The 21928-nt window shown below is 69.8% G+C and carries 19 protein-coding genes and 1 riboswitch; of the genes, 10 read left to right on the plus strand and 9 right to left on the minus strand.

Features of this window, described 5'->3' with window-relative positions; genetic code table 11:
* Positions 1-5: 5 nt before the first annotated feature.
* A complete protein-coding gene (locus VMS22_10455) occupies positions 6-428 on the minus strand; it encodes a DUF3995 domain-containing protein (GenBank protein ID HXJ34444.1) in 423 nt (140 codons plus the stop codon).
* An 81-nt stretch (positions 429-509) separates the two neighbouring features.
* Positions 510-579: riboswitch (Fluoride riboswitch) on the plus strand.
* A 57-nt stretch (positions 580-636) separates the two neighbouring features.
* On the opposite strand from VMS22_10455, the gene VMS22_10460 reads away from it, so the two are divergent.
* The 3 genes from VMS22_10460 to VMS22_10470 are packed head-to-tail and all read left to right on the plus strand — an operon-like array spanning position 637 to position 4070.
* Positions 637-2370 carry a dynamin family protein gene (locus VMS22_10460; GenBank protein ID HXJ34445.1) on the plus strand — a complete coding sequence of 578 codons (1734 nt, stop codon included), beginning with the start codon at positions 637-639 and terminating at the stop codon, positions 2368-2370.
* A 43-nt stretch (positions 2371-2413) separates the two neighbouring features.
* Complete coding sequence (locus VMS22_10465; protein HXJ34446.1) at positions 2414-3574, plus strand: MFS transporter; 1161 nt, start codon at positions 2414-2416, stop codon at positions 3572-3574.
* Between the two features lie 4 nt (positions 3575-3578).
* Positions 3579-4070: a hypothetical protein gene (locus VMS22_10470; protein ID HXJ34447.1), complete on the plus strand. Its 492-nt coding sequence runs from the start codon at positions 3579-3581 to the stop codon at positions 4068-4070.
* Here VMS22_10470 and VMS22_10475 read toward each other — a convergent pair.
* Positions 4023-5303, minus strand: coding sequence for a DUF190 domain-containing protein (locus tag VMS22_10475; protein ID HXJ34448.1), 1281 nt, complete (start codon positions 5301-5303; stop codon positions 4023-4025). The genes VMS22_10470 and VMS22_10475 overlap by 48 nt on opposite strands.
* Before the next feature lie 162 nt (positions 5304-5465).
* Here VMS22_10475 and VMS22_10480 point away from each other — a divergent pair, with 162 nt between their 5' ends.
* Positions 5466-6893, plus strand: a complete 1428-nt coding sequence (locus tag VMS22_10480) for a 3-oxoacid CoA-transferase subunit A (GenBank protein HXJ34449.1) — start codon at positions 5466-5468, stop codon at positions 6891-6893.
* A gap of 3 nt (positions 6894-6896) precedes the next feature.
* Here the strand turns inward: VMS22_10480 and VMS22_10485 are convergent, their stop codons facing one another.
* The 3 genes from VMS22_10485 to VMS22_10495 form a co-directional block, all read right to left on the minus strand.
* A complete protein-coding gene (locus tag VMS22_10485; GenBank protein HXJ34450.1) occupies positions 6897-8264 on the minus strand; it encodes a sigma-70 family RNA polymerase sigma factor in 1368 nt (455 codons plus the stop codon).
* On the minus strand, positions 8261-8455 hold the full coding sequence (locus VMS22_10490) for a hypothetical protein (protein HXJ34451.1): 195 nt from the start codon (positions 8453-8455) through the stop codon (positions 8261-8263). Before VMS22_10490 ends, VMS22_10485 begins: the two co-directional genes overlap by 4 nt.
* A 282-nt stretch (positions 8456-8737) precedes the next feature.
* The gene (locus VMS22_10495) at positions 8738-10159 is read right to left on the minus strand and encodes a HAMP domain-containing sensor histidine kinase (protein HXJ34452.1); all 1422 of its coding nucleotides are present in this window, start codon (positions 10157-10159) and stop codon (positions 8738-8740) included.
* A gap of 74 nt (positions 10160-10233) precedes the next feature.
* Between VMS22_10495 and VMS22_10500 the strand changes: the two genes are divergently transcribed.
* The gene (locus VMS22_10500; protein ID HXJ34453.1) at positions 10234-11415 is read left to right on the plus strand and encodes a lipid-transfer protein; all 1182 of its coding nucleotides are present in this window, start codon (positions 10234-10236) and stop codon (positions 11413-11415) included.
* A 3-nt stretch (positions 11416-11418) separates the two neighbouring features.
* The gene (locus tag VMS22_10505) at positions 11419-11853 is read left to right on the plus strand and encodes an OB-fold domain-containing protein (protein ID HXJ34454.1); all 435 of its coding nucleotides are present in this window, start codon (positions 11419-11421) and stop codon (positions 11851-11853) included.
* A 168-nt stretch (positions 11854-12021) separates the two neighbouring features.
* Here the strand turns inward: VMS22_10505 and VMS22_10510 are convergent, their stop codons facing one another.
* Both VMS22_10510 and VMS22_10515 read right to left on the minus strand, forming a co-directional pair.
* Positions 12022-13512, minus strand: coding sequence for an alpha/beta hydrolase (locus VMS22_10510; protein ID HXJ34455.1), 1491 nt, complete (start codon positions 13510-13512; stop codon positions 12022-12024).
* A 152-nt stretch (positions 13513-13664) separates the two neighbouring features.
* Entirely contained in the window at positions 13665-16064 is a 2400-nt protein-coding gene (locus VMS22_10515; protein HXJ34456.1) for an arylsulfatase, read from the minus strand.
* A 539-nt stretch (positions 16065-16603) separates the two neighbouring features.
* On the opposite strand from VMS22_10515, the gene VMS22_10520 reads away from it, so the two are divergent.
* The 3 genes from VMS22_10520 (at position 16604) to VMS22_10530 (ending at position 19744) form a co-directional block, all read left to right on the plus strand.
* Complete coding sequence (locus VMS22_10520) at positions 16604-17806, plus strand: FAD-dependent oxidoreductase (GenBank protein HXJ34457.1); 1203 nt, start codon at positions 16604-16606, stop codon at positions 17804-17806.
* Positions 17807-17811: 5 nt separating this feature from the next.
* A complete protein-coding gene (locus tag VMS22_10525; GenBank protein HXJ34458.1) occupies positions 17812-18681 on the plus strand; it encodes an RNA polymerase sigma-70 factor in 870 nt (289 codons plus the stop codon).
* A gap of 157 nt (positions 18682-18838) precedes the next feature.
* Positions 18839-19744 (plus strand): TIGR03619 family F420-dependent LLM class oxidoreductase, encoded by a 906-nt coding sequence (locus VMS22_10530; GenBank protein HXJ34459.1) that lies wholly within the window; start codon positions 18839-18841, stop codon positions 19742-19744.
* A gap of 8 nt (positions 19745-19752) precedes the next feature.
* On the opposite strand, the gene VMS22_10535 is transcribed toward VMS22_10530, so the two are convergent.
* A complete protein-coding gene (locus VMS22_10535; GenBank protein ID HXJ34460.1) occupies positions 19753-19962 on the minus strand; it encodes a hypothetical protein in 210 nt (69 codons plus the stop codon).
* Between the two features lie 45 nt (positions 19963-20007).
* Here VMS22_10535 and VMS22_10540 point away from each other — a divergent pair, with 45 nt between their 5' ends.
* Entirely contained in the window at positions 20008-20910 is a 903-nt protein-coding gene (locus VMS22_10540) for an SMP-30/gluconolactonase/LRE family protein (GenBank protein HXJ34461.1), read from the plus strand.
* Here VMS22_10540 and VMS22_10545 read toward each other — a convergent pair.
* Positions 20904-21926, minus strand: a complete 1023-nt coding sequence (locus tag VMS22_10545) for a prohibitin family protein (protein HXJ34462.1) — start codon at positions 21924-21926, stop codon at positions 20904-20906. The genes VMS22_10540 and VMS22_10545 overlap by 7 nt on opposite strands.
* Positions 21927-21928 lie beyond the last annotated feature (2 nt).

The raw sequence follows: 21928 nt of genomic DNA on the forward strand, positions 1-21928 counted from the left end.
CGCCGTCAGTCGCGCAGCGCCACGACGAGGCACCCGCACGCGATGAGGGCGCAGAGCGGCGAGTAGAGCCACGCGTCCCAGCGCGCGAACGCCGTGGGCGTCGGGGCCTTGAAGAATCCGATCCATCGGAAATCGCCGATCGCGCGCCCCGCGAACACGAAGAACAGCACCCAGGTGCCGGCGACGAACGGCCAACGCGGCAGGGTGCCCGCCACTACGCCGAGCCGACCGAGCACGATCCCGCCGGCGGCGAGCAGCAGGGCGGCCACGACCAGGGTTGCCGCGATCGACGGTGCAAAGAGCGGCTGCCCGTCACGCTCGGGAACGGTGACCCGCGTGCCCCACGTCCCGCCCGCCGCCCAGTAGACGTGCAGTGCCGCGAGCGCGAGGAGGACGCCGGCGGTCGTCGCCCCGATGAGCCGCGTCATGCGCGACGAGGGCTATCGCCGGCCTGCGGTCGGATCAAGGTGCGTTGACTGCGCTCGCCGTGAGCTATAGCCAGGTAACAGCACTCGATGGGCGATGGGGTTCGCCCGAACCGCCCTGGCCTCGGCCGGGGATGATGACTCCTGCAGGGGATGCCCGCGGGAGCTGATTTCGACGATCCGCCGCACGGCGTCCGCTGGGACGACGGCGATGGCGATCGAATCGGAACGAACACGGGAGGGGCTCACCGAACTGGCTGCCGTTGCCGCCGAGCTCGGCAGGGCGGCGCTCGCCCGCGAGGCCTTGGATCTCGCCACCAGGCTTTCCGAAGGCCGCTTCTTCGTCGCCTGCGTCGGTCAGTTCAAGCGGGGCAAGTCGTCGCTCGTCAACGCGCTCGTCGGCGCGCCCATCCTTCCGACAGGCGTCGCTCCGGTGACGAGCGTCGTGACGGTCGTCCGTGGCGGCGAGCGGCTCGCGGTGCGGGTCGAGCTTCCCGAAGGCTGGACCGATGTGGACCCGCGTCTCCTGGCCGCGTACGTCACCGAGCAAGAGAATCCCGGCAACACGAAGCGAGTTGACACGGTGGAGGTGTCCGTGCCGAGCAGGCTCCTGCGCGACGGGCTGTGCCTCGTCGACACCCCTGGCATCGGCTCGGTCGTTGCGCACAACACGGCCGCCACGCGGGCGTTCGTTCCACACGTCGATGCCGCCGTCGTCGTGCTCGGCGTGGATCCGCCGATCTCGGCCGACGAGCTGACGCTGATCGAGGAGATCGCGGCCCAGACGGAGACGCTCCTGTTCGTGCTGAGCAAGGCGGATCGCTTCTCGAATGCCGAGCGCCACGAGGCCGAGGTGTTCACGACCCGCGTCCTGCGCGAGCGTCTCGGCAGGGATCCCGGTTCCATTCTGGCGGTGAGCGCGACGGAGCGGCTTGCCGGCGGAACTCCTCGCGACTGGGCCTGTCTGGAGAGGACCCTTGCGCGCCTCGCCCGGGATTCGCGCCAGCATCTCGTCGCCACCGCCGGGCTTCGAGGCATACGCGGTCTGGCTGATCGGCTCTGTCGGGAGATCGACGAGCGACTCGGAGCATTGCTCCGACCCCTCGAGGACTCGGAGCGCAGGGTTGCCGCACTGTCCGAATGTGCGGCGCGCGCGGAGGAGACGCTGGGGGACCTTCGCGCGCTGATGGCCGCAGAGCACCAACGTCTCGCCCGGCGCCTCCAGGCGCAGCAGGCGGCGTTTCTCGATCGTGCCCTGCCGGCGGCCAGAGAAGCGCTCGCTCGTTTCGTACGTGACGGCGATGGGGGACGCGAGGTACTCCGCACACGGGCCTTGGCTGAAGCTCGGCGCCTCCATCGGGAGCTCGCCGAGCGCTGGCGTGCAGAGGAACGCCCCGCGGCCGAGGAGCTCCATCGGATCGGAGCCCAGCGGTTCGTGCAGCTCGCGGACGAGTTTCTCGAGCGCCTGGTCGATGCCATCCGGTCCGATGCAAGCGGGATTCCCGCTATGCCCGTCGAGGTAGGCTTCCGCGTGCCCAGTCACCTCTACTACACGAACCTGCTCCAGGTGACCGGTCGCTCGCCGTTGCGCTGGATGCTCGATCAGCTCCGTCCCGCGCCGTACGCCCGTCGCGCGATCGGGCGGGAGGCGACGAGGTATCTCGAGCGTCTCCTGACCGTGAACGTGTCGCGCGTGACCAACGACCTCGACGAGCAGGCGCGCGCCAGCGGCCGCGATCTCGAGGCCGAGGTTCGTCGACATCTCCGCGACATTGGCGAGGCCGCGCGGCGGTCCCTGGCGGACGCCCGCGCGCAGCATGCGCAGGGCGAAGATGCGGTCCGGCAGGAAGTCGAACGGCTCAGATCGCTGCGCGCGCGTGCGACCATCGTCGCCGAGACGAATCTGAGCGGCCCCCTCCCGTTGGAGGCTTCCTCCCATGGATGAGCTCCGTGGCGGGGACACCCGGACGGGAGAACCCCGGCCAAGCGTGCCGCCGTGGCTCAATCGTACCGTTCTCGCGTTCGGCGTCGCGAGCCTCCTCTCCGATGCAGGACACGAGACGGCGACCGCGGTCCTCCCGCTCTTCCTGGTGTCGCTCGGCGGGTCAGCCGCGTCATTGGGTTTCGTCGAGGGAATATCGGACGCGCTCTCGACCGCAGCCAAGCTCCTCGCAGGCTGGTACAGCGACGGGTTGCGGCACCGAAGGCCGATCGGCGTCGTCGGGTACGCGGCGACCGGCATCGGCATGGCGGCCCTGGCCCTCGCGCGGGTGCCCAGCCAAGTGCTGGGCGTTCGCGCGGCGAGCTGGGTCGGCCGTGGCATGCGCGGGCCCGTGCGGGACGCGATGCTTGCCGAAGCCGTCCCCGCGACGGCTCGTGGGCGTGCATTCGGCTTTCATCGTGCGATGGACACGGTCGGCGCGGTGCTGGGGCCGTTGCTCGCGCTCCTGCTCCTGGGACGGTTCGGCTACCGTACGATCTTCCTGGCGACCCTCGTGCCGGGGATTCTCTCAATCGCAGCCTTTGCAAGCGCACCGGAGCTGGGTAAGCCGCGTCGGCGGCCGCCGCTTCGAGCGAGCCTCGCGGACCTACCGGCTCCGTTCCGGCGATTCCTCGTGGCCGTATTTCTCTTCGGGCTCGGTGATTTCGCGCGCTCTCTCCTGATCCTGCGCGCCGTCTCCCTGCTGGGGTCGTCTTCGAGCGTCCCGCCCGAGCGGATGGCGGTGGCGATGTACGCTCTTCACAACCTGGTGCATGCCTGCTCGTCGTACGGCATCGGCGTGCTCGGCGAGCGCGTGGGCGCGCGCCGCGTGCTGGCCGCCGGGTACGCGGCGTACGCGGCGATGGCGCTCGGCTTCGTGGCCGCCGCCGATCACCCCGGTATCGTCGTCCTGGCGGGTCTGTTCGTTCTGGCCGGCGTGGCGATGGCGGCCGAAGAAGTGCTCGAGGCGACGGTCGCCGCTGATCTCCTTCCGGAGGGCGTGCGAGGGACCGGCTACGGCGCGCTCGCTGCGGTCAACGGCGTCGGCGATCTCGTGGCGAGCTCGGTCGTCGGTGCCCTGTGGGTGGGCGTTTCGCCGGCCGCCGGGTTCACGTACGCTGCGATGACCGGAGCAGCAGGCGCACTCGCGATGCTGCGGCTTCGTTAGGCTCGTGACCGACGACGAAGATCAACGCGCGTACGCGAGCCGTCGCCGGATCGTGTTCTTCGACGTGGAGAACTCGAATCGCCTCGAGCACGCGCAGCGGATGCTGTCGTATCTGGGGCTCGACCGGCCCGGCTCGACGGCGAGGATCGTCGCCATCGGGAATTGGCGCGTGGTGAGCCAACAGACGGCGCGCCTGTTCGCCCGCCATGGGGCCGAGCTCGTCCACAGCGCGCCTTCGGCCGGGGTCAAGGACTGGAGCGACATGCGGATCGCGGCGGTGGTCGGCCTGTGGCTCGGGACGGCGCGACCGGGGGACGTGGTGGAGATCGTGACGGACGACCAGGCGTTCGATGCCGTCGGCGACGTCGCCGCGAACGTCGGCGTCGCGTTTCGACGCTGCTCCCATCGACGACTCGTCGAGGAGGGCTTCGCGGCGAGACCGCGTTCCTCAGGCAGGCGTCGTGGCCGCAAGGTCAAGCGAGGCGGCGAGCAGTGACGGGCGGGACACGATTCCCACGACCTTGCCCTGGGTATCGACGACGGGGAGCCGCTTGATGTGCCTGGTCACCGAGAGGGTGAGAGCCTCGATGACCGTCGCGTCGCTCCGCACCGAGATGGGAGGGCTGCTCATGACGTCGGCCGCGCGCTGCCCGGAGGCGCGCCGTACCTTGTGCTCTGCGCTTCGATTCCAGCGGCTCCGCAGGAGCGTGAAGATGCCAGGGCGCTCACCCGGGTCGACCCGCGCCAGGAGGTCGGTGTCGGCGATGACGCCGACGAGGCGTCCCGCGTCGTCGACGACCATGACGCGCTTCGCATCCGAGCCGAGGAGCTTCTCGACCACCTCGGCCAAGGGCGTGGTCTCTCGGACGGACGGCACTTCACGGTCCATGATTTCGGACACGCGACGATGCTCCTGGGGAAGTCGCTGCGTCTGGGGCACGCTGCGGCGGGTGTAGCCCTCGGCGATGCTCGACAGAACGTCGAGGCGGCTGACGACGCCGACGAGGCAACCCCGTTCATCGACGACCGGGAGGCGCTTCAAGCCCCGCCCGTGCATCAGTTGCGCAGCGTCCTTGAGCGGCGCCGCTTCCGCGATCGTGACGGCAGGCTTCGCCATCGCCTCCCCGACGGTCGTCCCCCGGGACTGAAGGCTGCGAAGGACCTCGGCCACGGTCGCCGCGTCCGCGGCCTTGTGCAGGCTCAAGCTCGCCGACGTGAGGCCCGCCCGCAGGAGGTCTTGATCGCCCACCATCCCCACGACGAGCCCCTGCGCGTCCACGACGGGCAACGCGGTATGGTCGCGTTCGAGAAGCTTCCGGACCACCTCCGCGATCGACGTTTCCGCGGTCACCGTCTCGGCGGATCGCGTCATGACGTCCGCGACACTCACGTCCGGGACGCCGCCCCGAAAGGCCGCGGAGTAGAAGCGAACCTCGGTATCCTCGACCGTGATGGTGCCGGCGCTGAGCATACCGGCAACGTGATCCGCGAACTTGTCGATCTTGTCGGGCAAATCGACCACCGTGATCACGATCGGCAGGTCGACGGACACCTCGACGAGCACGCTCGTCTTGATGTGTGAGTGCGCACCGAAACCGGCGAGGCCTCTGGTGACCGTCGCCCCCGCGCAGCCGTTGGCTTTCAGGTACTCGAGGATCGCCAGGTAGAGCGGGCGATGCTTCCAGCGGTCGCGCTCGCCGGTGAAGATGGTCATTCGCTTGCCGCGCATGATGTGGCCATCGGCGCTTCATGGCGACGCTCTCACGTTGCCACTGATCGCCGTCCCTCGGTCGCTGCCGAACCAGACGTAGCGCACGTCGCGCGCGAGCGGAAGGCCTGGGCCGCCGACCGTTTGCGTGCACTGGACCGCTCGTGGCACGAGAAGCGTTCGATGGCGACCAAACGCGTGTGCGAGACGGCCCTCGAGGCCGTCGCCGACGTGAAGGACGGCGACACCCTGCTCGTGCATTCGTTCGGACCCCCGCAGGCGTGGCCGACCGATTGCCTGCTGGCGCTGCAGGAGCACGGCGTGAAGGACCTGACCGTCGTCTGCAACTCGACGGCCGCCGGACCGACGTCGCTCCAGATCCTCGCCGAGAAGCGACAGGTGCGAAAGCTCATCTGCACGTTCGCGGTCCTGCCGGTCGGACCGACGCCCTTCTCGGAGCAGATCCGCGCCGGCGAGGTCGAGCTCGAGCTGACGCCGCAGGGCACGATGGTCGAGCGGGTGCGCGCCGGCGGCGCCGGGCTCGCCGGTTTCTACACGCCTGTCGGGGTGGGCACGGTGGTGGAGGAGGGCAAAGAGGTGCGCGAGTTCGACGGCCGGCCGCATCTGTTCGAGCGCGCCATCCGCGCCGACTTCGCGCTGCTCGCGGCACAGCAGGCCGACCCGATCGGCAACCTCACGTACCGTCGCGGCGCGCGCAACTTCGGTCCGGCGTTCGCGACCGGTGCGCGCACGACGATCGCCGAGGTGCGCGAGCTGGTGCCGCTCGGCGCCATCGACCCCGAGGCCGTGCACACGCCGGGCATCTTCGTGGACCGCATGGTGAAGACCACGCAGCGCTGGGATCCGGCGATCGTGCGGCAGATCGTCATGATGGCGGGCCGCACGCGGTCGATGGAGGGGCAGACCGCCCGCGAAGGAGCGACCGGGCTTCCGCCCGACCTGATGGCGATGCGCGTGGCGGCGCTCCTGCGTCCGGGCGAGTACGTGAACCTCGGCCTCGGGCTCCCGACGCTGGTCTCGAACTTCATCGAGGGACGCGGCCTGACGCTCCACTCCGAGAACGGCATCCTCGGCTTCGGCGCCTTTCCGCCCGAGGGCGAGGAGGACATCGACCTCTACAACGCGAGCGGACAGCTCGTGACGCCGGTCGCCGGCACGGCGTACTTCGACTCGACCGTCTCGTTCGCGATGGCGCGCACCGGACGTGTGTCCACCGTCGTCCTCGGCGGCTTCCAGGTGGCGCCGAACGGCGACCTCGCGAACTGGAACGTGCCCGCGACGGGCGTCGGTGGCATCGGCGGCGCGATGGACCTGGCGGCCGGCGTCGCCGCCGGGGGCGGGCGCCTCATCGTCATCATGTATCACCGCGAGAAGAGCGGCGCGTCGAAGCTGGTGCCGGCGCTCAGCTATCCCGCGACCGCGCGCGGCTGCGTGACCGACATCGTGACCGATCTCGCCTACTTGCAAGTGACGCCCGAGGGCTTCCTCTTGCGCGAGATCGCTCCGGGCCTCAGCGTCGACGACGTGAAGGCGGCGTCGGGGGCGCCGTTGCGGGTCGCCCGCGACGTGGCCGAGATGCAGTTCGCCTGAGGCTCAGGGATCGTAGAAGCTGCGCAGCGCGCCCGCCCGCGATGAGTGGCGGAGCTTGTCGATCGCGCGGGTCGCGATCTGCAGGATGCGCTGGCGGGTCACGCCGAGCTGGGCGCCGATCTCCTCGAGCGTGTGATCGAAGCAGCGACCCAGACCGTAGCGCAGGCGGAGCACCTTGCGCTCCTTCGGCGTGAGGCCGGCGAGCGCGCGCTCGGTCTGCGCGGCGAGCCCGCGCGCGAGCGCGGCCTCGAGCGGCGTCATGCTCTGCGTGTCGGCGAGCGCGTCGCCGTGCGTGCGGTCGTCGTCGGCTTCGAGCTTCTCGTCCAGGGGAACGAGCTGGCGCGCGAAGTCGTGCTCGACGGCGAGCAGGGCCCCGACCCGCTCGACCGAAACGCCGAGACGGCTCGCCAGCTCCCGCGCCGAGGGTTGCTGGCCCGCGACCCGCGAGAGGCGATCGCGCTCGCGGCGCAGGGTCTGCAGCTCCTCCTCGACGTTGATCGGCAGGCGCACCGGCCGTGCCTGGCTGGTGAGGGCCCGGCCGATGGCCTGTCGGATCCACCAGGTCGCGTAGGTGGCGAACTGGACGCCGCGGCTGCGCTCGAAGCGGTCGATCGCGCGCAGGAGGCCGATCGTGCCTTCCTGGATCAGGTCGGGGAGATCGAGCCCGCGGTGCGCGAAGCGGCGCGCGATGGCCGCCACGAGCCGCATGTTCGCCTCGACGAGCTTCGCGCGCGCCGCATCGGCGTCGCGGGTGGCGCTGCGGATGGCGTGCAGGGCGTGGTCGAGCTCCTCGAGCGACATGCCGGCGGTCGACTCGCTGCGGGTGAGGAGCTTGCGGGTGGTCTCGAGCGCCGGCCCGCGGGTGCGCGCGAGCGCCTTCACCCGCCGGCGCAGCCGGCGCTGCTCGGCCGCTGCGCCCTCGAGCGACGCGATCACGCGCTCGACCTGCGATCGCTGGAGCCGCAGGTGCACCAGCTCGCGCATGAGGCGGGCCGCCGAGCCGGTCGTGGCCCGGGTGTGCGACGCCGCGAGCCGGCGGATCGCCGTCAGGCGGGCGATCGTCTCGGCACTTGCGTCACCCTCGTCGGGGTCGGCGCGTGTGACGTCGCGCACGTCGACGGTCCCGATCGAGAGGCGTTCGGCCAGCGCGTGGAGGTGCCGGATCCCGAGCGGGGAGGCGAGCGCGTGGCGTGCGACGACCAGCTCGGCATCCTCGAGCGTGCGGATCAGCTCGAGCTGGCGCATTCGTACGGGCTTCGGGCGCGCGCCGGCGGCCTTCGGGCGCCGGGTCCATCCGTCGAGGTCGCTCCGGGCCTCGAGCGGACGAGAGACCTTCGGGTGCTTGTGCGACATCGGCGCCGCGAGCGTCATTTGCTGGTGCGGCGAGACTTGCGGCGCGCGGACGTCTTGTCGCCGGTGGTGGAGAGCTCCTCGCTGATCGTGTCGATGACGAAGTCCATCATCGTCACGTCCTGCAGGAAGCAGTGGAGCTTCAGGCGGCGCTTCAAGTCGCGCGGCACCCGCGTCACGAGCTGTACCAGTTCGGCCGAATCGTTCGTCATGCGTGCTCCTATGAAGGGGGGGGTGCGGCGAGGCCGGGGTGAACGGGGGTTTGGCATCGTGGAATCTGGAGTGTTCTTGGTCGGGCCTCGCCGCACGACCCTCGTCAGTGCATCGTGCGTGCCGGCCGGAACCCCTCGAATCCACGAGCCTATCGGTCGGGTGACCCGTGTCCTTTCGATCCAGGCGCGGGTCGGGCGCGTCGTTCCTACACGCACACCCGCGCGCCCGGCCCAAATTGCTAGCCGCGCCGGGTGCGGTGGCTAGCTAGGCGTCGATTCGCGCTAGGCGGCGCGCTCGACCGCGGCGCTCGCGGCCGGCAGGAAGACGGTGAAGCGGGCGCCGTGGCCGGGCTCGCTCGCGACCGACATCCAGCCGCCGTGCTCGGCGACGATGGCCTGCGCGACGGGAAGACCCAAGCCCGTACCTTCGCCGGTTTGCTTGGTGGTGAAGAACGGCTCGAAGACGTGCGGCAGGTGGTCGGACGGAATGCCGGGTCCGTCGTCGCTGACGACGATGCGACAGTGCTCCCCGCGCGGCCCGCCCTGCGGCGGGGCAACCCGTTCGCTGTCGATGGCGATGTCGAGGCGCCCGCCACGCTCCATCGCCTGGACGGCGTTGATGGCGAGATTGGTCACGACCTGCTGGAGCTGTCCCGGATCGGCGCGCGTCTCGATCGGACGGTCGCCGGCCTGCACGTCGACGGTCACGCCGGCCTTGCGGGCGAGCGGATCGATCATCTCGATCGTCTTGCGCACCACGTCGCGCACGTCGACCAGCGCCGGGTGCGGGGGCTCGCGGCGGGCGTAGTCGAGGAGCTGGCGCACGAGCCGGGTCATGCGATCGGACTGCTCGACGATCGCCTGCGCGCTCGACGCCGCCTCGTCGCCCGTAGCCTCGCGATTCGCGATCATGCGGGCGCGCACGGAGATCACGCTGAGCGGCGTGCCGAGCTCGTGGGCGACGCCCGAGGCGAGCTGCCCGACCGTGCGCAGGCGGTCCTCGTGCTGGAGCCGGTCGCGGGCGGCGAGGCGCGCGCCGAGACTCGTCAGCTCCGAGGCGAGGGCGCCCAGCTCGTCGCGCCCCCGGACCGCGGGGAGGGCGTCGAACCGGCCTTCGCCGAGCGCGCGCACGCCGTCCGTGATGACGGTGAGCGGTCGCCCGATCAGCATGCGCCCGAGGATGACCGCGAGCGCACCGGACAGCGCCAGGACGACGAGCCCGACGGCGGCCGTGTGGACCTGCGAGCGGCGCACGTAGGCGTGGCGCGGGGCCAGCGACTCGGATACCTCGATCGCGGCGGGCGGGTACTTCGCGGAGGGAACCGGGATGTAGACGTAGCGCAGCTCGTCGCCGGTCTCGTTCGTGCGGTGGATCCAGACCGGCGTTCCCTCGTTCAGATGGGCCGTCACCTCCGCACGCAGATCGCGTCCCGGGACCGACGGCACGTCGTCCAGCGAGAGCCATCGCAACGAGCGCGGCACGTTCGCGTCGATGCTGGTCACGATGCGGCGTGCGACGTCCGGGCCGGCGGCGTCGGAGACGGCCATCACCGCGGCGCGCAGCGCGCGAGCCATCCGCACCTCGGCTTCGAGGTCGAGCTGCATCAGCTCTTCGCGGCGGTGCTGCTCGGACCACGCGAGCAGGGCGAGCGCGACGAGCGTCGTCGCGGCCAGACTCGAAAGAAGCTTCAGGGCGAGACGCATAGGGCGTCCATACCGTACGGGTCGGCGTCCGTATAGAGTTGAGCCGCCGAAGAGCGGCGTGATAACCCGACGTCGTGACCGACGGCCTCGACCGCGACCTCTTCCGGCGCATCCAGGACAAGGTCGCCATCGTCGGCATCGGCCACCTGCCATTCGCCAAGGACATTGGCAGGCCGATCTCGGACACCGCCGTCGAGGCGGCACAGCTCGCGCTCGACGACGCCGGCCTCGAAGCCGAGGACGCCGACGGCATGGTGATGTTCGAGATGGAGCACACGCACGAGGTGTCGATCGCGCGGCGCCTGGGCGTGCGCAATCTCGCGTGGTGGTCGAAGATCTCCTACGGCGGCGGGGCGTCGGCGGCGACCATCATGCAGGCCGCCGCCGCGATCGTGACGGGGCTGGCGACCACCGTCATCTGCCATCGCGCACGCAATCGCGGCGCACGCTCGTCGGCGCCGTGGACGCAGGAGAAGCAGCTCGTCACCGACGACAAGGCGCTGCACACGCCGTGGGGCCTCATCCGGCCCGTCGACGTGATCGGCATGTGGGCGCATCGCCACATGCACGAGTTCGGCACGACGCGCCAGCATCTCGGCAACGTCGCCATCGCCGCACGCAAGCACGCGAACAAGAACCCCTACGCGATGATGCGCGACAAGCCGCTCGACATGCAGACGTATCTCGCGGGCCGCGTGATCGGCTACCCGCTGACGCTCTACGACTGCTGCCTCGAGACCGACGGCGCGCTCGCGTGCATCGTGACGTCGACCGAGCGCGCGCGGGACCTCCGGCAGAAGCCGGTGCTCGTCCACTCGGTCGCGCAGGCCTCGGGCCCGAACCCGGTCCACCTCGCGAACTACAACAACACGAAGGAGATGGTGACGACGTCGGTCTTCTGCGCCGATCTTCTGTGGAAGCGCTCGCAGCTGAAACCCGCCGACATGGACTGTGCGCAGATCTACGACGCCTTCACGCCGCTCGTCATCACCGGCCTCGAGGACTACGGCTTCTGCAAGCGCGGCGAGGGCGGCCCCTTCACCGAAGGCGGCCGGATCGAGCTCGGCGGCGCGCTCCCCGTGCTGACCTCGGGCGGCGGTCTCTCCGAGGCGTACGTGCACGGCTTCAATCTCATCCTCGAAGGCGTGCGGCAGCTCCGCGGCACGTCGGTGAACCAGGTGCCGGGGTGCAAGGCGACGCTCGTCACCGGCGCGTCGGGCGTCGCGACCAGCGCGGTCGTGCTGCGGGCGGAGTAGGGCATGAGCGAGTTCATCGTCGAGACGCAGCTCCACCCCGACTATCCGCTTCCCGACCTCGACGATCCGGTCATGGGCCCGTTCTGGGACGGCGCGCGCGAGGGGAAGCTGATGCAGCAGCGCGATCGGCGGACGGGCGAGATCCACTGGCCGCCGAAGCCGCTCTACTGGAAGGACGGACGGCGCCTCGAGTGGTTCGAGGCGAGCGGGAAGGGGACCGTCTACACCTACGTCGTCGGCCTCGAGCCGTTCCTCCCGGCGTTCGAGCACCTGCTCCCGCACATCATGGTCGTCGTCCAGCTCCCCGAGGGCGGGCGCATCGTGGGACACATGGTGCGATGTACCCCGGACGAGATGTCGATCGGGGCGCGCGTGCGCGTGGTGTTCAAACGGCTGACCGATCGTGTCACGCTTCCGGTGTGGGAGCTCGATCGTTGAAGTCGCTCGCGTACGCAGCGTTCGTCGTCGCCGTCGCCGCGGTCGGGACCGCGCGCGGCGACTCCGCGGCCATCGGCACGGCCCAGCAGAAGCTGGTGGACGCACGGGAGACGCTCAAGAGCGCCAAGGGCACCTTCGGGGGCCACCAGCAGAACGCCGTCAACCTCATCAACCGCGCGATCGAGGAGCTGCAGGCGGCGCAGCGAGAGGACCTGCAGGGCAAGCGGACGGCCGGGCCCCGGCCGACGCCGCCCCGGCGTCCGCAACCGGATCGAATCCAGAAGTACGGCCACTAGGAGGCTGACCCAAGACTCGCTCTGATGTAGGCGTAGAGACTGTAGCCGGCACCCGCCAGAATGGCCGCTCGATCTCTTCCAGCGGACGGCCCGGTTCGTTCGGCCGGAGTCCGTACCGCAGCATCGCGATGAGGTCGGCGCTCACCTCGGGCTTGGAAGTGAAGTAGCTGTGGCCAAAGAGGTCGGTCCTGCCGCGGACCTGGATCACGTCGACGTCGCCCAGCCTGCGAACGTCCTCGATCTGCCCCGGGGTCAGCATCGCCGTGTCGAGGCGCCCGAGCCTGGCGAGGCTTCCGAACAGCCAGCTCGACGCGGCGAGCGCCCTGTCGTCGGGCGACACGTAGACGGTCACACGGAAGCCAGGCGTCCGCTCGAAGACCATTCGTGGGTCCGGCGCCGAGCCGTAGGGCACGTCGGGATCGGAGCGGACTTTGAACATCTTGGCGACGGCCACATCGGCATCGATGTCGGGAGCCATCAGCACGACGTTGCCGATCTTGTAGCGCTGGGCGAGGCTGCTGTGCTGCATGTACGCCTCCATGTTCAGGTCCGATAGCGCAGTGACGAGCACGGCGGTGCCGCGGCTGTGGGCGAGCAGGTGGATCCGCTCGAGCCCCGGGGTCTGGGCAATCGTTCGGATCGTCTTTCGCAAGTGCTCGCTGGCGAAGACGCTCGATTCGTAGTCGACGTTGTAGCCGGCCAGGATGCCGCGGCTTCCCCCCGCGGGCCAGCTGAAGATGCCGCACACGAACTCGCGGCCCAGGAAGTGGCACAGCTCGCCCATCGTCGTCGCGGCATCCTCGAAGGTGTTGTGGTAGCCGTGCACGAACAGCACCACCTCCTTGCGCGGGCTGAGAGCAAGGCGACGCGCGACCTCGGCCTGCAGGCCCTGCGAGGCCCTTTCGTGCGCAGCGATGACGGTGGGTGTACGCGTGACGCCGCCAGCGGTCTCGGTGACCTCGTACGGGATGCTGGGGAAGCGGCCGAGCTCCTGCGTCGGTCCGAGCTTGAGGTCCAGCGACGTCGCCCGCCGGGGAGCCAGGCTCTGCGTGACCAGGGTGTCCCACGTCAGGCCTTCGCCGAACAGGATCGTCGTCGAGCCGAAGGCCACCGAGCGCGACCGGTCGGCCGTGTATGGCTCGGGCTGGTCAGCGCTCCGCGCCGGAGCGCGGTCGGTGACGAACAGCAGATCGAGCGGAGGCCTCCGGGCGTCTGCGTGCACGTCTGTGAACAGCGGCCTGGGCCGCGGGCCGGTGTACAGCACCGGCGTCGGCATCATCGGATGCGTGCCAGCGCATCCGGCCAGCGAGAATGCCGCAACAATGGGGATCAGGCACTGCAGCCGCTTCGACCCCGTCGTCATCTCAGGTCAACCCTCGGCGGGGCGCAGCCGGCGAGCAGCAAGGCAAGCACACCAGATGAGATATGGTTCTCATAGCCCCCACTTCCCAGTGCCCTCTTGTTTGTCGTGGCGGGCCGCTCGTACGAGCGGCCCGCGTAGCTCACGATTCCTGGCTAGTCGCGCGTCAGCGCTCGCTGCGCTTCCAGTTCGAGGGCTTCGTACGACGCCTGTTCGACGGTAACGCCTACGCCCTGGATCGTTCCGCCGTGGAACGTGCCGGGCGACTTGTACTCGGCGCTGACGGCGTCGCCGCTGTCGAACCCGACGCAGAGCCCGTCACCCGAGAGGGTGAACTTGGCCGGCTGCGTCTTCATCGGGCCTTCCGCGACCACCTTATCGTCGATGTACAGCTTCATCGTGCCCAGCGATTCGTGGTGCGGGCCGGCGCCGGTCCGGATGAACTCCATGCCGAGCGTGTAGTTGCCGGGCTTCAACTCCTGCGTCGAGACGAAGTGCTGCTCGGGCTTGATGCCGAGGAAGTTGTAGACGTAGTGGAGCTTGTGGTCCTTGATGAACAGAGCGTGCCCGCCGAAGCGGGAGCCGTGCGCGAAGATCACGCCGGCAGCATCCGGATCAGTGATCTCGACGTTGGCGAGGATCTTGTACGAGCGATTGCGCACGTTGACGGCCACGCCTTCCGGTACCGGAGCCGTGCCTGGGTAGTAGACGTAGCGGTCACGCTTCGGTTCGGCCGAGGGGCGTTCAATCCCCAATATTTCGGGGGCGGTGCGGTCATCCATCGGCAAGGCCAGATTGATTCGGGCTTCCTCGTCCCACGCCTTCTTCAGCGCCTCGAGCTTCTCGGGGTTCTGCTTCGCCAGGTCCGTCGATTCCGAACGGTCCATATCCGTGTGGTAGAGCTGCCACTGGTCCTGGTCGAAATGGCCCTTGCCGTTGAAGGGGGCGTGCACCGTGGCAGCGAGCCAGCCGTCCTCCCACATCCCACGGGTGCCCAGCATGCTGTAGAACTGCCGCTTCTTGCGCGTCGGCGCATCCGGCGTCGCGTCGAAGGTGTACTTCATCGACACGCCGGAGAGCGGGAACTGCTCGACGCCGTGGTACACCTTGGGCATCTGGATGCCGACGACGTCGAGGATCGTGGGTACGATGTCGACGGAATGGTGGTACTGGTTGCGGAGCTCGCCACGCGCCTTGATGCCCTTCGGCCAGGAGATGACGAGTGGATCGGACGTGCCGCCGGAGTACTGCGCGTACCGCTTGAACATCTGGAATGGGGTCGAGAACGCGACCGCCCATCCGGTCGGGAAGTGGTTGTAGGTGTCCGGTGAGCCGAGCTTGTCCATCATCTTCATGTTCTCGGCCAGATCGTCGGGGTAGCCGTTGAAGAACTTGTTCTCGTTGACGGAGCCATTCGGCGTGCCTTCACCGGAGGTGCCGTTGTCGGCGGCGTACAAGACCATCGTGTTCTCGAGCTGTCCGGTCTGCTGCAGGTACTCGATGTCGCGGCCGATCTGGGCGTCGGTGTATTCCGAGAACCCGGCCCAGACCTCGGCCATGTGCGAGAACAGCTTCTTCTCGTCCGCGTTGAGGGAATCCCACGGGCGGACAGCGTCGGCCGGGAGTGCCTGCGATTCCGGCAGCGGGTTGATTGGCGTGAGCTTCGTGCCCTTCGGCAAGACGCCCTTCTCGATCATGCGCGCCAGCACCCACGTGCGGTACGCTTCGTAGCCGTCGTCGAACTTGCCCTTGTACTTGTCGATGTATTCCTGCGGAGCGTGGTGCGGGGCATGATTGGCGCCCGGGTTGTAGAACATGAACCACGGCTTCGAGGGGCTCGAGGACTTCTGGTCCCGGATCATCTTGATCGCCTGATCGGCCAGGTCCTTGGAGAGGTGGTAGCCCTCCTCCGGTGAGTACGGCGGCTCGATGAAGTGGTTGTCCTGGACGAGGTCCGGATACCACTGGTTGGTCTCACCGCCGATGAATCCGTAGTAGCGCTCGAATCCCTGGCCGAGCGGCCACGTCTTCCGGTCGCCACCCTCGGCGACATCCTGCTCGGGAACGTTGTGGTTCTTGCCCAGCCAGAAGGTGCTGTAGCCGTTGTCCTGGAGGACCTGCGCGATGGTGGCGGCTTGCGGCGGGATACGGCCGGCCCAGCCGGGAAACCCATTGGAGGCCTCCGTGATCGCGGCCATGCCGTTCAAGGTGTGGTTGCGTCCCGTCAGAAGCGTGGACCGTGTGGGCGAGCAGAGCGCCACCGTGTGCCACTGCGTGTACGTGAGGCCCTGATCAGCCAGCCGTTGCAGCGTCGGCATCTCGATCCGGCCACCGTACGGCGACCAGGCGGAAAGCCCGGTGTCGTCGTAGAGCACGAACAGGATGTTGGGCGCGCCCGCCGGCGCCTTCTTCGGCGTGAACGGGCCCCAGTCGGCCTTGGAATCCCGGACATCGAGTTTGATGACGCCCTTGAAGTCCTTGTATGGCCCCACGGCTTGGGTCCCCGCGCCCTTCTGCTGTGCACCGACCTGAGCCAAGGGGATGACCGTTGACATGGCAAACAATGCCGTGCCGAGCCATTTGAAAAGTCCCCGTCGCGCCTTCTCTGCCGATTCGTTCACGTTCGCCTCCTCCTGCAGTGTCGCCTCACCCCGGGGTGCCTCGGCGCTTTCTTACGAGCGGTGCCGGCGTCGTCGTTGGCCGAGGTCACCAGAACGTGACTCTTGCCGCCGTTGACGACGTCGTCAGGTTCCAGCTCTCCGTGATCGAGATCGGGATCACCGTCGAAAGTTGAGGGTATACTTGAAGCTTTCGCTGGGTCCACCGCCCCCACTCGAAGTTGCTCCAGAGCATGCTCGGCGTCCGTCCCACCGCCTTGCCATTGGCTTTCTTGCCTTTCCCTCCGGCTGGACGCCATGCACGAAGCCGATGCCGGCGCGGACGAGCGGCAGCAGATGCGCGCTGTGGAGCCGTCATGCCGCGGCCGGCGGAGCCGGCGGCAGCGCGGGAACGCGCGCGTAAGACATCGCGGCGGTGTCGTCCGCGTGTTGTCACGGATCGAGGGCACCATGCGTCTCCCTGGTGGGAGGAAGCTATGGCATCGGAGCACGTCGTCGTCTTGGGAGGAGGGTACGCCGGGCAGATGGCGGCGGCGCGACTCGCGGAGCGCTGCGCCGGGCTCGGGCTCACCGTCGTGGATGCGAGCGCGGAGTTCGTGGAGCGCATTCGACTGCATCAGCTCGCGGCCGGCGAGCGGATGGCCGTGCGGCCGATGCGGAAGATGCTTCCGCGCGGCGCCACCTTCGTCCACGGGCGCGTCGTCACCTGGGAGCCGGACGCTCGTCGCGTCATCGTCGGGTGCGCCGGCGGCGGCCGCCGGAGCCTCGAGTACACCGCGTGCGTGTATGCGCTCGGCAGCCGGAGCGACGTCGCTCGTCTGCCCGGCGGCGCCGAGCACGCGCGCGTGCTCGACGATCCCGCGGCGGCCCGCGCCATCGCATCCGACGTGGCCGTGCTCGCCGCGCGTGGCGGGCGCGTGCTCGTCGTCGGCGGCGGCGCGACCGGGATCGAAGCAGCGGCCGAGCTCGCCGAGCGCCATCCGCGGCTCGAGGTGGCGCTCGCGACGAGCGGTGCGTTCGGCGCGCCGCTGTCCGCGGAAGGCGTCGCGCACGTGCGGGCGGCGCTGCGGCGTCTGCGCGTGACCGTGCGCGAGCACGCGCGCGTGGTCGCGCTCGAGGATGGTGCGGCGCTCGTCGAGGGCGGCCATCGGATCGCATACGATCTCTGCCTGTGGGGCGGCGGCTTTCGCGCGCCGGACCTCGCGCGCCAGGCCGGGCTTCCGGTCGACGGCTCGGGCCGCGTGCGCGTGGACGCGACGCTGCGCGTGCCCGGCCGCCCGGAGATCCTGGTCGCCGGCGACGCCGCGGTGGTCCGCGCCGACGACGGGAGCGAGCTGCGCATGGCGTGCGCGACCGCGATGCCGCTCGGGGTTCATGCCGCGGAGGAGATCGCGCGAGCGCGGTGCGGCGCCTCGCCGCATGCCTTCCGCTTCGCCTACGCCATCCGGTGCATGAGCCTCGGGCGGCGGGACGGCCTCGTCCAGCACGTCGACACCGGCGACCGGCCGCGGCCGCGCGTCTGGACCGGATGGCGCGGGGCGCTCGTGAAGGAGATCGTCTGCCGCTCGACCGTGCTCTCGATCCGGACGGAGTCGCGGCTGCGCATCCCCGTGTACCGCTGGCCCGTTCCGCCGCACGGCGCGCGCCCCTTGCCCATGCCGGCGACGGTGGAGGAATAGGGGTCGTGGATCGCACAGCGACCTTCGAGGAGCACCGCGGGCTCCTCTTCTCGATCGCGTATCGCATGCTCGGCACCGCCAGCGACGCCGAGGACGTCGTGCAGGAGGCGTTCCTGCGCTGGGAGCGCGCGGCCGACGCGGACGTCGCCTCGCCGAAGGCGTTCCTGTCGACGGTCGTGACTCGCCTCGCCATCGATCACCTGCGCGCCGCGCGCACGCAGCGCGAGGAATACGTGGGGCCGTGGCTGCCGGAGCCGCTGGTCGACGAGACGGCGCCGTCGCCCGCCGACCAGATGGTGCTTGCCGAGTCGCTGTCGATGGCGTTCCTGGTCGTGCTCGAGCAGCTCGGCGCCGTCGAGCGTGCCGTGTTCATCCTGCGCGAGGTGTTCGACTACGACTACGCCGAGATCGCGCGCATCGTGGGCAAGACGCCGGAGCACTGCCGCCAGGTGCTGCACCGGGCGCGCGAGCGCGTCGTCGCCGCACGGCGGCGCCCGACGGTGTCGCGCGAGGAGCAGGAGCGCCTCACGCACCAGTTCCTCGCCACCATCGCGACCGGCGACGTCCGCGCGCTGGCCGCGATGCTGGCGGACGACGTCGTCCTGTGGTCCGACGGCGGCGGGAAGCGCGTGGCGGCGCGCAATCCGATCCGGGGCTCCATGCGCGTCGCGCGCTTCTTCGCGGGGATCTGGCGCAAAGCGCCCCCCGACGTCACGTTCCGGATGGCCCTCGTGAACGGCCAGCCGGGTGTCGTGACGTACCTCGCGGGACGGCCGTACCACGTGATGGTGTTCGACGTGGCGGACGGGCTCGTGACCGCGGTGCGCGCGGTGGTGAACCCCGACAAGCTGCGGCGGGTGCCGGACCTGCATTAGTTCCGACCCGAGACTTCGTCTCGGGTCGGGGCGAGGGTGGGGCGTCGGTGGTACGCGCGGGCGGGGTGCGGCGGCCGGCGAAGCCCGGCGGAGCCGGCCGCATTCCGTCACGCCCGGCGTGCTGGATCGATGCGTCGGCGGCGGTGTAGAGCGGCGCATGCGGTTCGGGATCGCGTTGCCCAACTATGGGCCGCTTGCGGCGCCCGAGACCCTGGTGCGGCTGGCGCGGCTGGCCGAGGACGAGGGGGTGGATTCGGTTTGGGTGAGCGACCATCTGGTGGCTCCGGAGGGCGTGCGGAGCGTCTATCCGTACGATCGTCGACCCGATCCGAAGCCGGGCGACATGGGGGTCATCGAGGAGTTCTACGAGCCGATGGTCACGCTCGCGTGGCTCGCCGGCGCGACGTCGCGCGTGCGGCTCGGCATCAGCGCGTACGTGATGCCGTATCGGAATCCCGTCGTCACGGCGAAGCAGGTGGCGACGCTCGATCGTCTCTCGGGGGGCCGGGTGATCTTCGGGATCGGCGTCGGCTGGCTCGCGGAGGAGTTCGCGGCGCTCGGCGTACCGTTCGAGCGGCGCGGGCGGCGTACGGAGGACTACGTCGGCGTCTGCAAGGCGCTCTGGACAGGAGAGACGGCGCGCTTCGAGGGCGAGACGTACCGGCTGCCGCCCGTGCGGACCGGTCCGCGCCCGCGCCAGCTGCCGCACCCGCCGCTCTGGATTGCAGGAAACTCCGCGCGCGGGATCGAGCGTGCGGCACGCATCGGCGACGGATGGCACGGCATCGATCTCTCGCCCGACGAGCTTCGCCCGCTCGCGGCGCGCGCCCGCGAGCAGGCCGCCGCGCACGGCAAGGCGGCGTTCACCGTCAGCATCCGCAAGGGCGTGTTGCCGGGGGGGCCGGCGGGCCATGCACTCTACGGCGATCGCGACGCGATCCGTCGCGATCTCGATGCGTACCGCGATGCAGGGCTCGACTACCTGGTGGCAGGGCTCCGCCGCGCGACGACGTCCGACGACGCGGCGCGCGCGCTCGAGGACGTCGCGCGCGCGCTCGCCTGACGCGAGCGTCACATCACACGCAGGCCGACCTCGAGCCGCTCCAGGCCGGGCGTCAGGGCGCGTGGGCTGCGTCGAAAGACAACCGGCGCCGGCGCGGCGACGTCGCGCGCGCGGAACCATGCGTCTCCTGCGGCGAGGTGACGGTCGCACGGGAACGGCACGGCACGCTCTGCCGGCGTCGATCCCCACGTACGTCCGGCCGCGAGGAGGTCCGTCATGCGGCTGTGGCCTACCTGCCACGGCGCGTGCTAGCGAGTCGATCCATGCGCACGATCACCACCGGCCTCCAGTTTCCCGAAGGTCCCATCGCCATGCCCGACGGGAGCGTCGTCCTGGTCGAGATCAAGCGCGGCACGCTCTCGCGCGTCGCGCCGGACGGGAGGATCACCGTCGTCGCCGAGACGGGTGGCGGGCCCAACGGCGCCGCCATCGGTCCGGACGGCGCGTGCTACGTGTGCAACAACGGCGGCTTCGAGTGGCACGACCTGGGCGGCCTGCTGATCCCGGGCAACCAACCCGCCGACTACATCGGCGGGCGCATCCAGCGCGTGGATCTCTCGACCGGCAAGGTGCGGGACCTCTACACCGCGTGCGACGGCCGGCCGCTGCGCGGTCCGAACGATCTCGTCTTCGATCGCCACGGCGGCTTCTGGTTCACCGACCACGGCAAGACGCGCGAGCGCGACCGCGATCGCACGGGGCTCTTCTACGCGCGCGCCGACGGCTCGCTCGTCCGCGAGGTCGTCTTTCCGCTCGACGCGCCCAACGGCGTCGGGCTCTCGCCCGACGGTGCGAAGCTCTACGCCGCCGAGACGTACACGGGCCGCGTCTGGATGTGGGACGTGGTCGGACCCGGCGAGCTGGCGATGAATCCGCTCGGGCCCGGAGGCGGGGCGCTCCTGTGCGGGCTGCCCGGCTACCAGCTCTTCGATTCGCTCGCGGTCGACAGCGCCGGCAACGTGTGCGTCGCGACGCTGGTGAACGGCGGCATCACGGTGATCGCGCCGTCCGGCGAGGTGCTCGAGCACGTCGCGACCGGCGATCCGCTCACCACCAACATCTGCTTCGGCGGCGCGGACCTCCGCACCGCGTTCATCACCTGCTCGGGGACGGGCCAGCTCGTCGCGATCGACTGGCCGCGTCCCGGGCTCCGCCTCGCCTACTGACCCTCGGCGAGCTTGCGCACGCCGTAGGTCTCGAGGAGCTGGTTCATGTTCGTCGTCTTGACGTCGAGCCCGCCGCCGGAGACGGGGAGCAGGAGGATGCGCTTGCCCTCGAGCGCCTCGGCGAGCTTCAGCTTCACCATCACCTCGCCGCCGCTCCCGGCGAGCGCCTTGTTCATCTCCGTGATGCCCTTGGCCTCCGCCGCGCCCTCGGCCTCGATCGCCGCGGCGATGCGCTGCTGCTGCTCGTAGTACGCATCGGACTCGATCTGGGCCTGGCGGAAGCGGCCGTCGGACTGCGCGACCATCTGCGCGACCTCGCCCTTCGCGTCCTCGAGGCGCTTCAAGTACTCCTCCTGCGACGCCTTCGTCGCGGACTTGTTCTGCTCGGCGACCTGGTCGGCGACCTTCTTGTCCTCGATCGCCTTCTGGTAGGCCGGGTTGAACCGGTAGTCCTTGGTCGAGACGCGCTCGACGACGATGCCGTACGGCTCGAAGAGCTTGTTGAGCTCGTCGCGCGTGCGCTCGGCCTTCTCGTCGCGCTTGTCCGAGACGTAGAACTCCTCGGTCTTCAGCTCCCCGAAGATGTCGCGCGGGCGCGAGCGGGCGATCGTGCGCACGATCTTGTCCTTCAGCTCGAAGTCGTTGGCGGCCACCTGCTGGATGATCTTCGGAGCCTCCTCCTTCTTGATGCGGTAGGTGACGATGACGTCGAGGCTGATGTCGTTGCCGTCGATCGTCTTGAAGAGGAGGTCGTCGCGCGTCGCGCGATCGCCGCGATTGCGGTCGAACGTCATCTCGACGTTCTGGATCTTCGTGTCGAAGGTGTGCCAGTCGTTGATGACGGCGGGGAAGAAGTACGTGGCGCCGGGGTCGTACACGTCGGGCTGGACGCCGACCTTGCCGAACGGGGCCCACTTGACCGTGCGCACGCCGACCTCGGTCGGGCCGGTCGTGTGCGGGTAGAAGGCGAGCGGGACCAGGAGGAGCGCCAGCGCCACGAGCGTCAACCGACCCATCG

It is taken from the genome of Candidatus Eisenbacteria bacterium, assembly GCA_035577985.1.
Taxonomy (GTDB): domain Bacteria; phylum Desulfobacterota; class Binatia; order DP-6; family DP-6; genus DATJZY01.

What these genes read in the sequence shown, in the direction of transcription:
- VMS22_10530 (HXJ34459.1), top strand. Translation starts at nt 18,839, where the DNA reads ATGCGGTTCGGGATCGCGTTGCCCAACTATGGGCCGCTTGCGGCGCCC.
- VMS22_10540 (HXJ34461.1), top strand. Translation starts at nt 20,008, where the DNA reads ATGCGCACGATCACCACCGGCCTCCAGTTTCCCGAAGGTCCCATCGCC.
- VMS22_10480 (HXJ34449.1), top strand. Translation starts at nt 5,466, where the DNA reads ATGGCGACCAAACGCGTGTGCGAGACGGCCCTCGAGGCCGTCGCCGAC.
- VMS22_10455 (HXJ34444.1), bottom strand. Translation starts at nt 428, where the DNA reads ATGACGCGGCTCATCGGGGCGACGACCGCCGGCGTCCTCCTCGCGCTC.
- VMS22_10485 (HXJ34450.1), bottom strand. Translation starts at nt 8,264, where the DNA reads ATGACGCTCGCGGCGCCGATGTCGCACAAGCACCCGAAGGTCTCTCGT.
- VMS22_10490 (HXJ34451.1), bottom strand. Translation starts at nt 8,455, where the DNA reads ATGACGAACGATTCGGCCGAACTGGTACAGCTCGTGACGCGGGTGCCG.
- VMS22_10515 (HXJ34456.1), bottom strand. Translation starts at nt 16,064, where the DNA reads ATGTCAACGGTCATCCCCTTGGCTCAGGTCGGTGCACAGCAGAAGGGC.
- VMS22_10535 (HXJ34460.1), bottom strand. Translation starts at nt 19,962, where the DNA reads ATGACGGACCTCCTCGCGGCCGGACGTACGTGGGGATCGACGCCGGCA.
- VMS22_10505 (HXJ34454.1), top strand. Translation starts at nt 11,419, where the DNA reads ATGAGCGAGTTCATCGTCGAGACGCAGCTCCACCCCGACTATCCGCTT.
- VMS22_10520 (HXJ34457.1), top strand. Translation starts at nt 16,604, where the DNA reads ATGGCATCGGAGCACGTCGTCGTCTTGGGAGGAGGGTACGCCGGGCAG.
- VMS22_10475 (HXJ34448.1), bottom strand. Translation starts at nt 5,303, where the DNA reads ATGCGCGGCAAGCGAATGACCATCTTCACCGGCGAGCGCGACCGCTGG.
- VMS22_10510 (HXJ34455.1), bottom strand. Translation starts at nt 13,512, where the DNA reads ATGACGACGGGGTCGAAGCGGCTGCAGTGCCTGATCCCCATTGTTGCG.
- VMS22_10460 (HXJ34445.1), top strand. Translation starts at nt 637, where the DNA reads ATGGCGATCGAATCGGAACGAACACGGGAGGGGCTCACCGAACTGGCT.
- VMS22_10545 (HXJ34462.1), bottom strand. Translation starts at nt 21,926, where the DNA reads ATGGGTCGGTTGACGCTCGTGGCGCTGGCGCTCCTCCTGGTCCCGCTC.
- VMS22_10495 (HXJ34452.1), bottom strand. Translation starts at nt 10,159, where the DNA reads ATGCGTCTCGCCCTGAAGCTTCTTTCGAGTCTGGCCGCGACGACGCTC.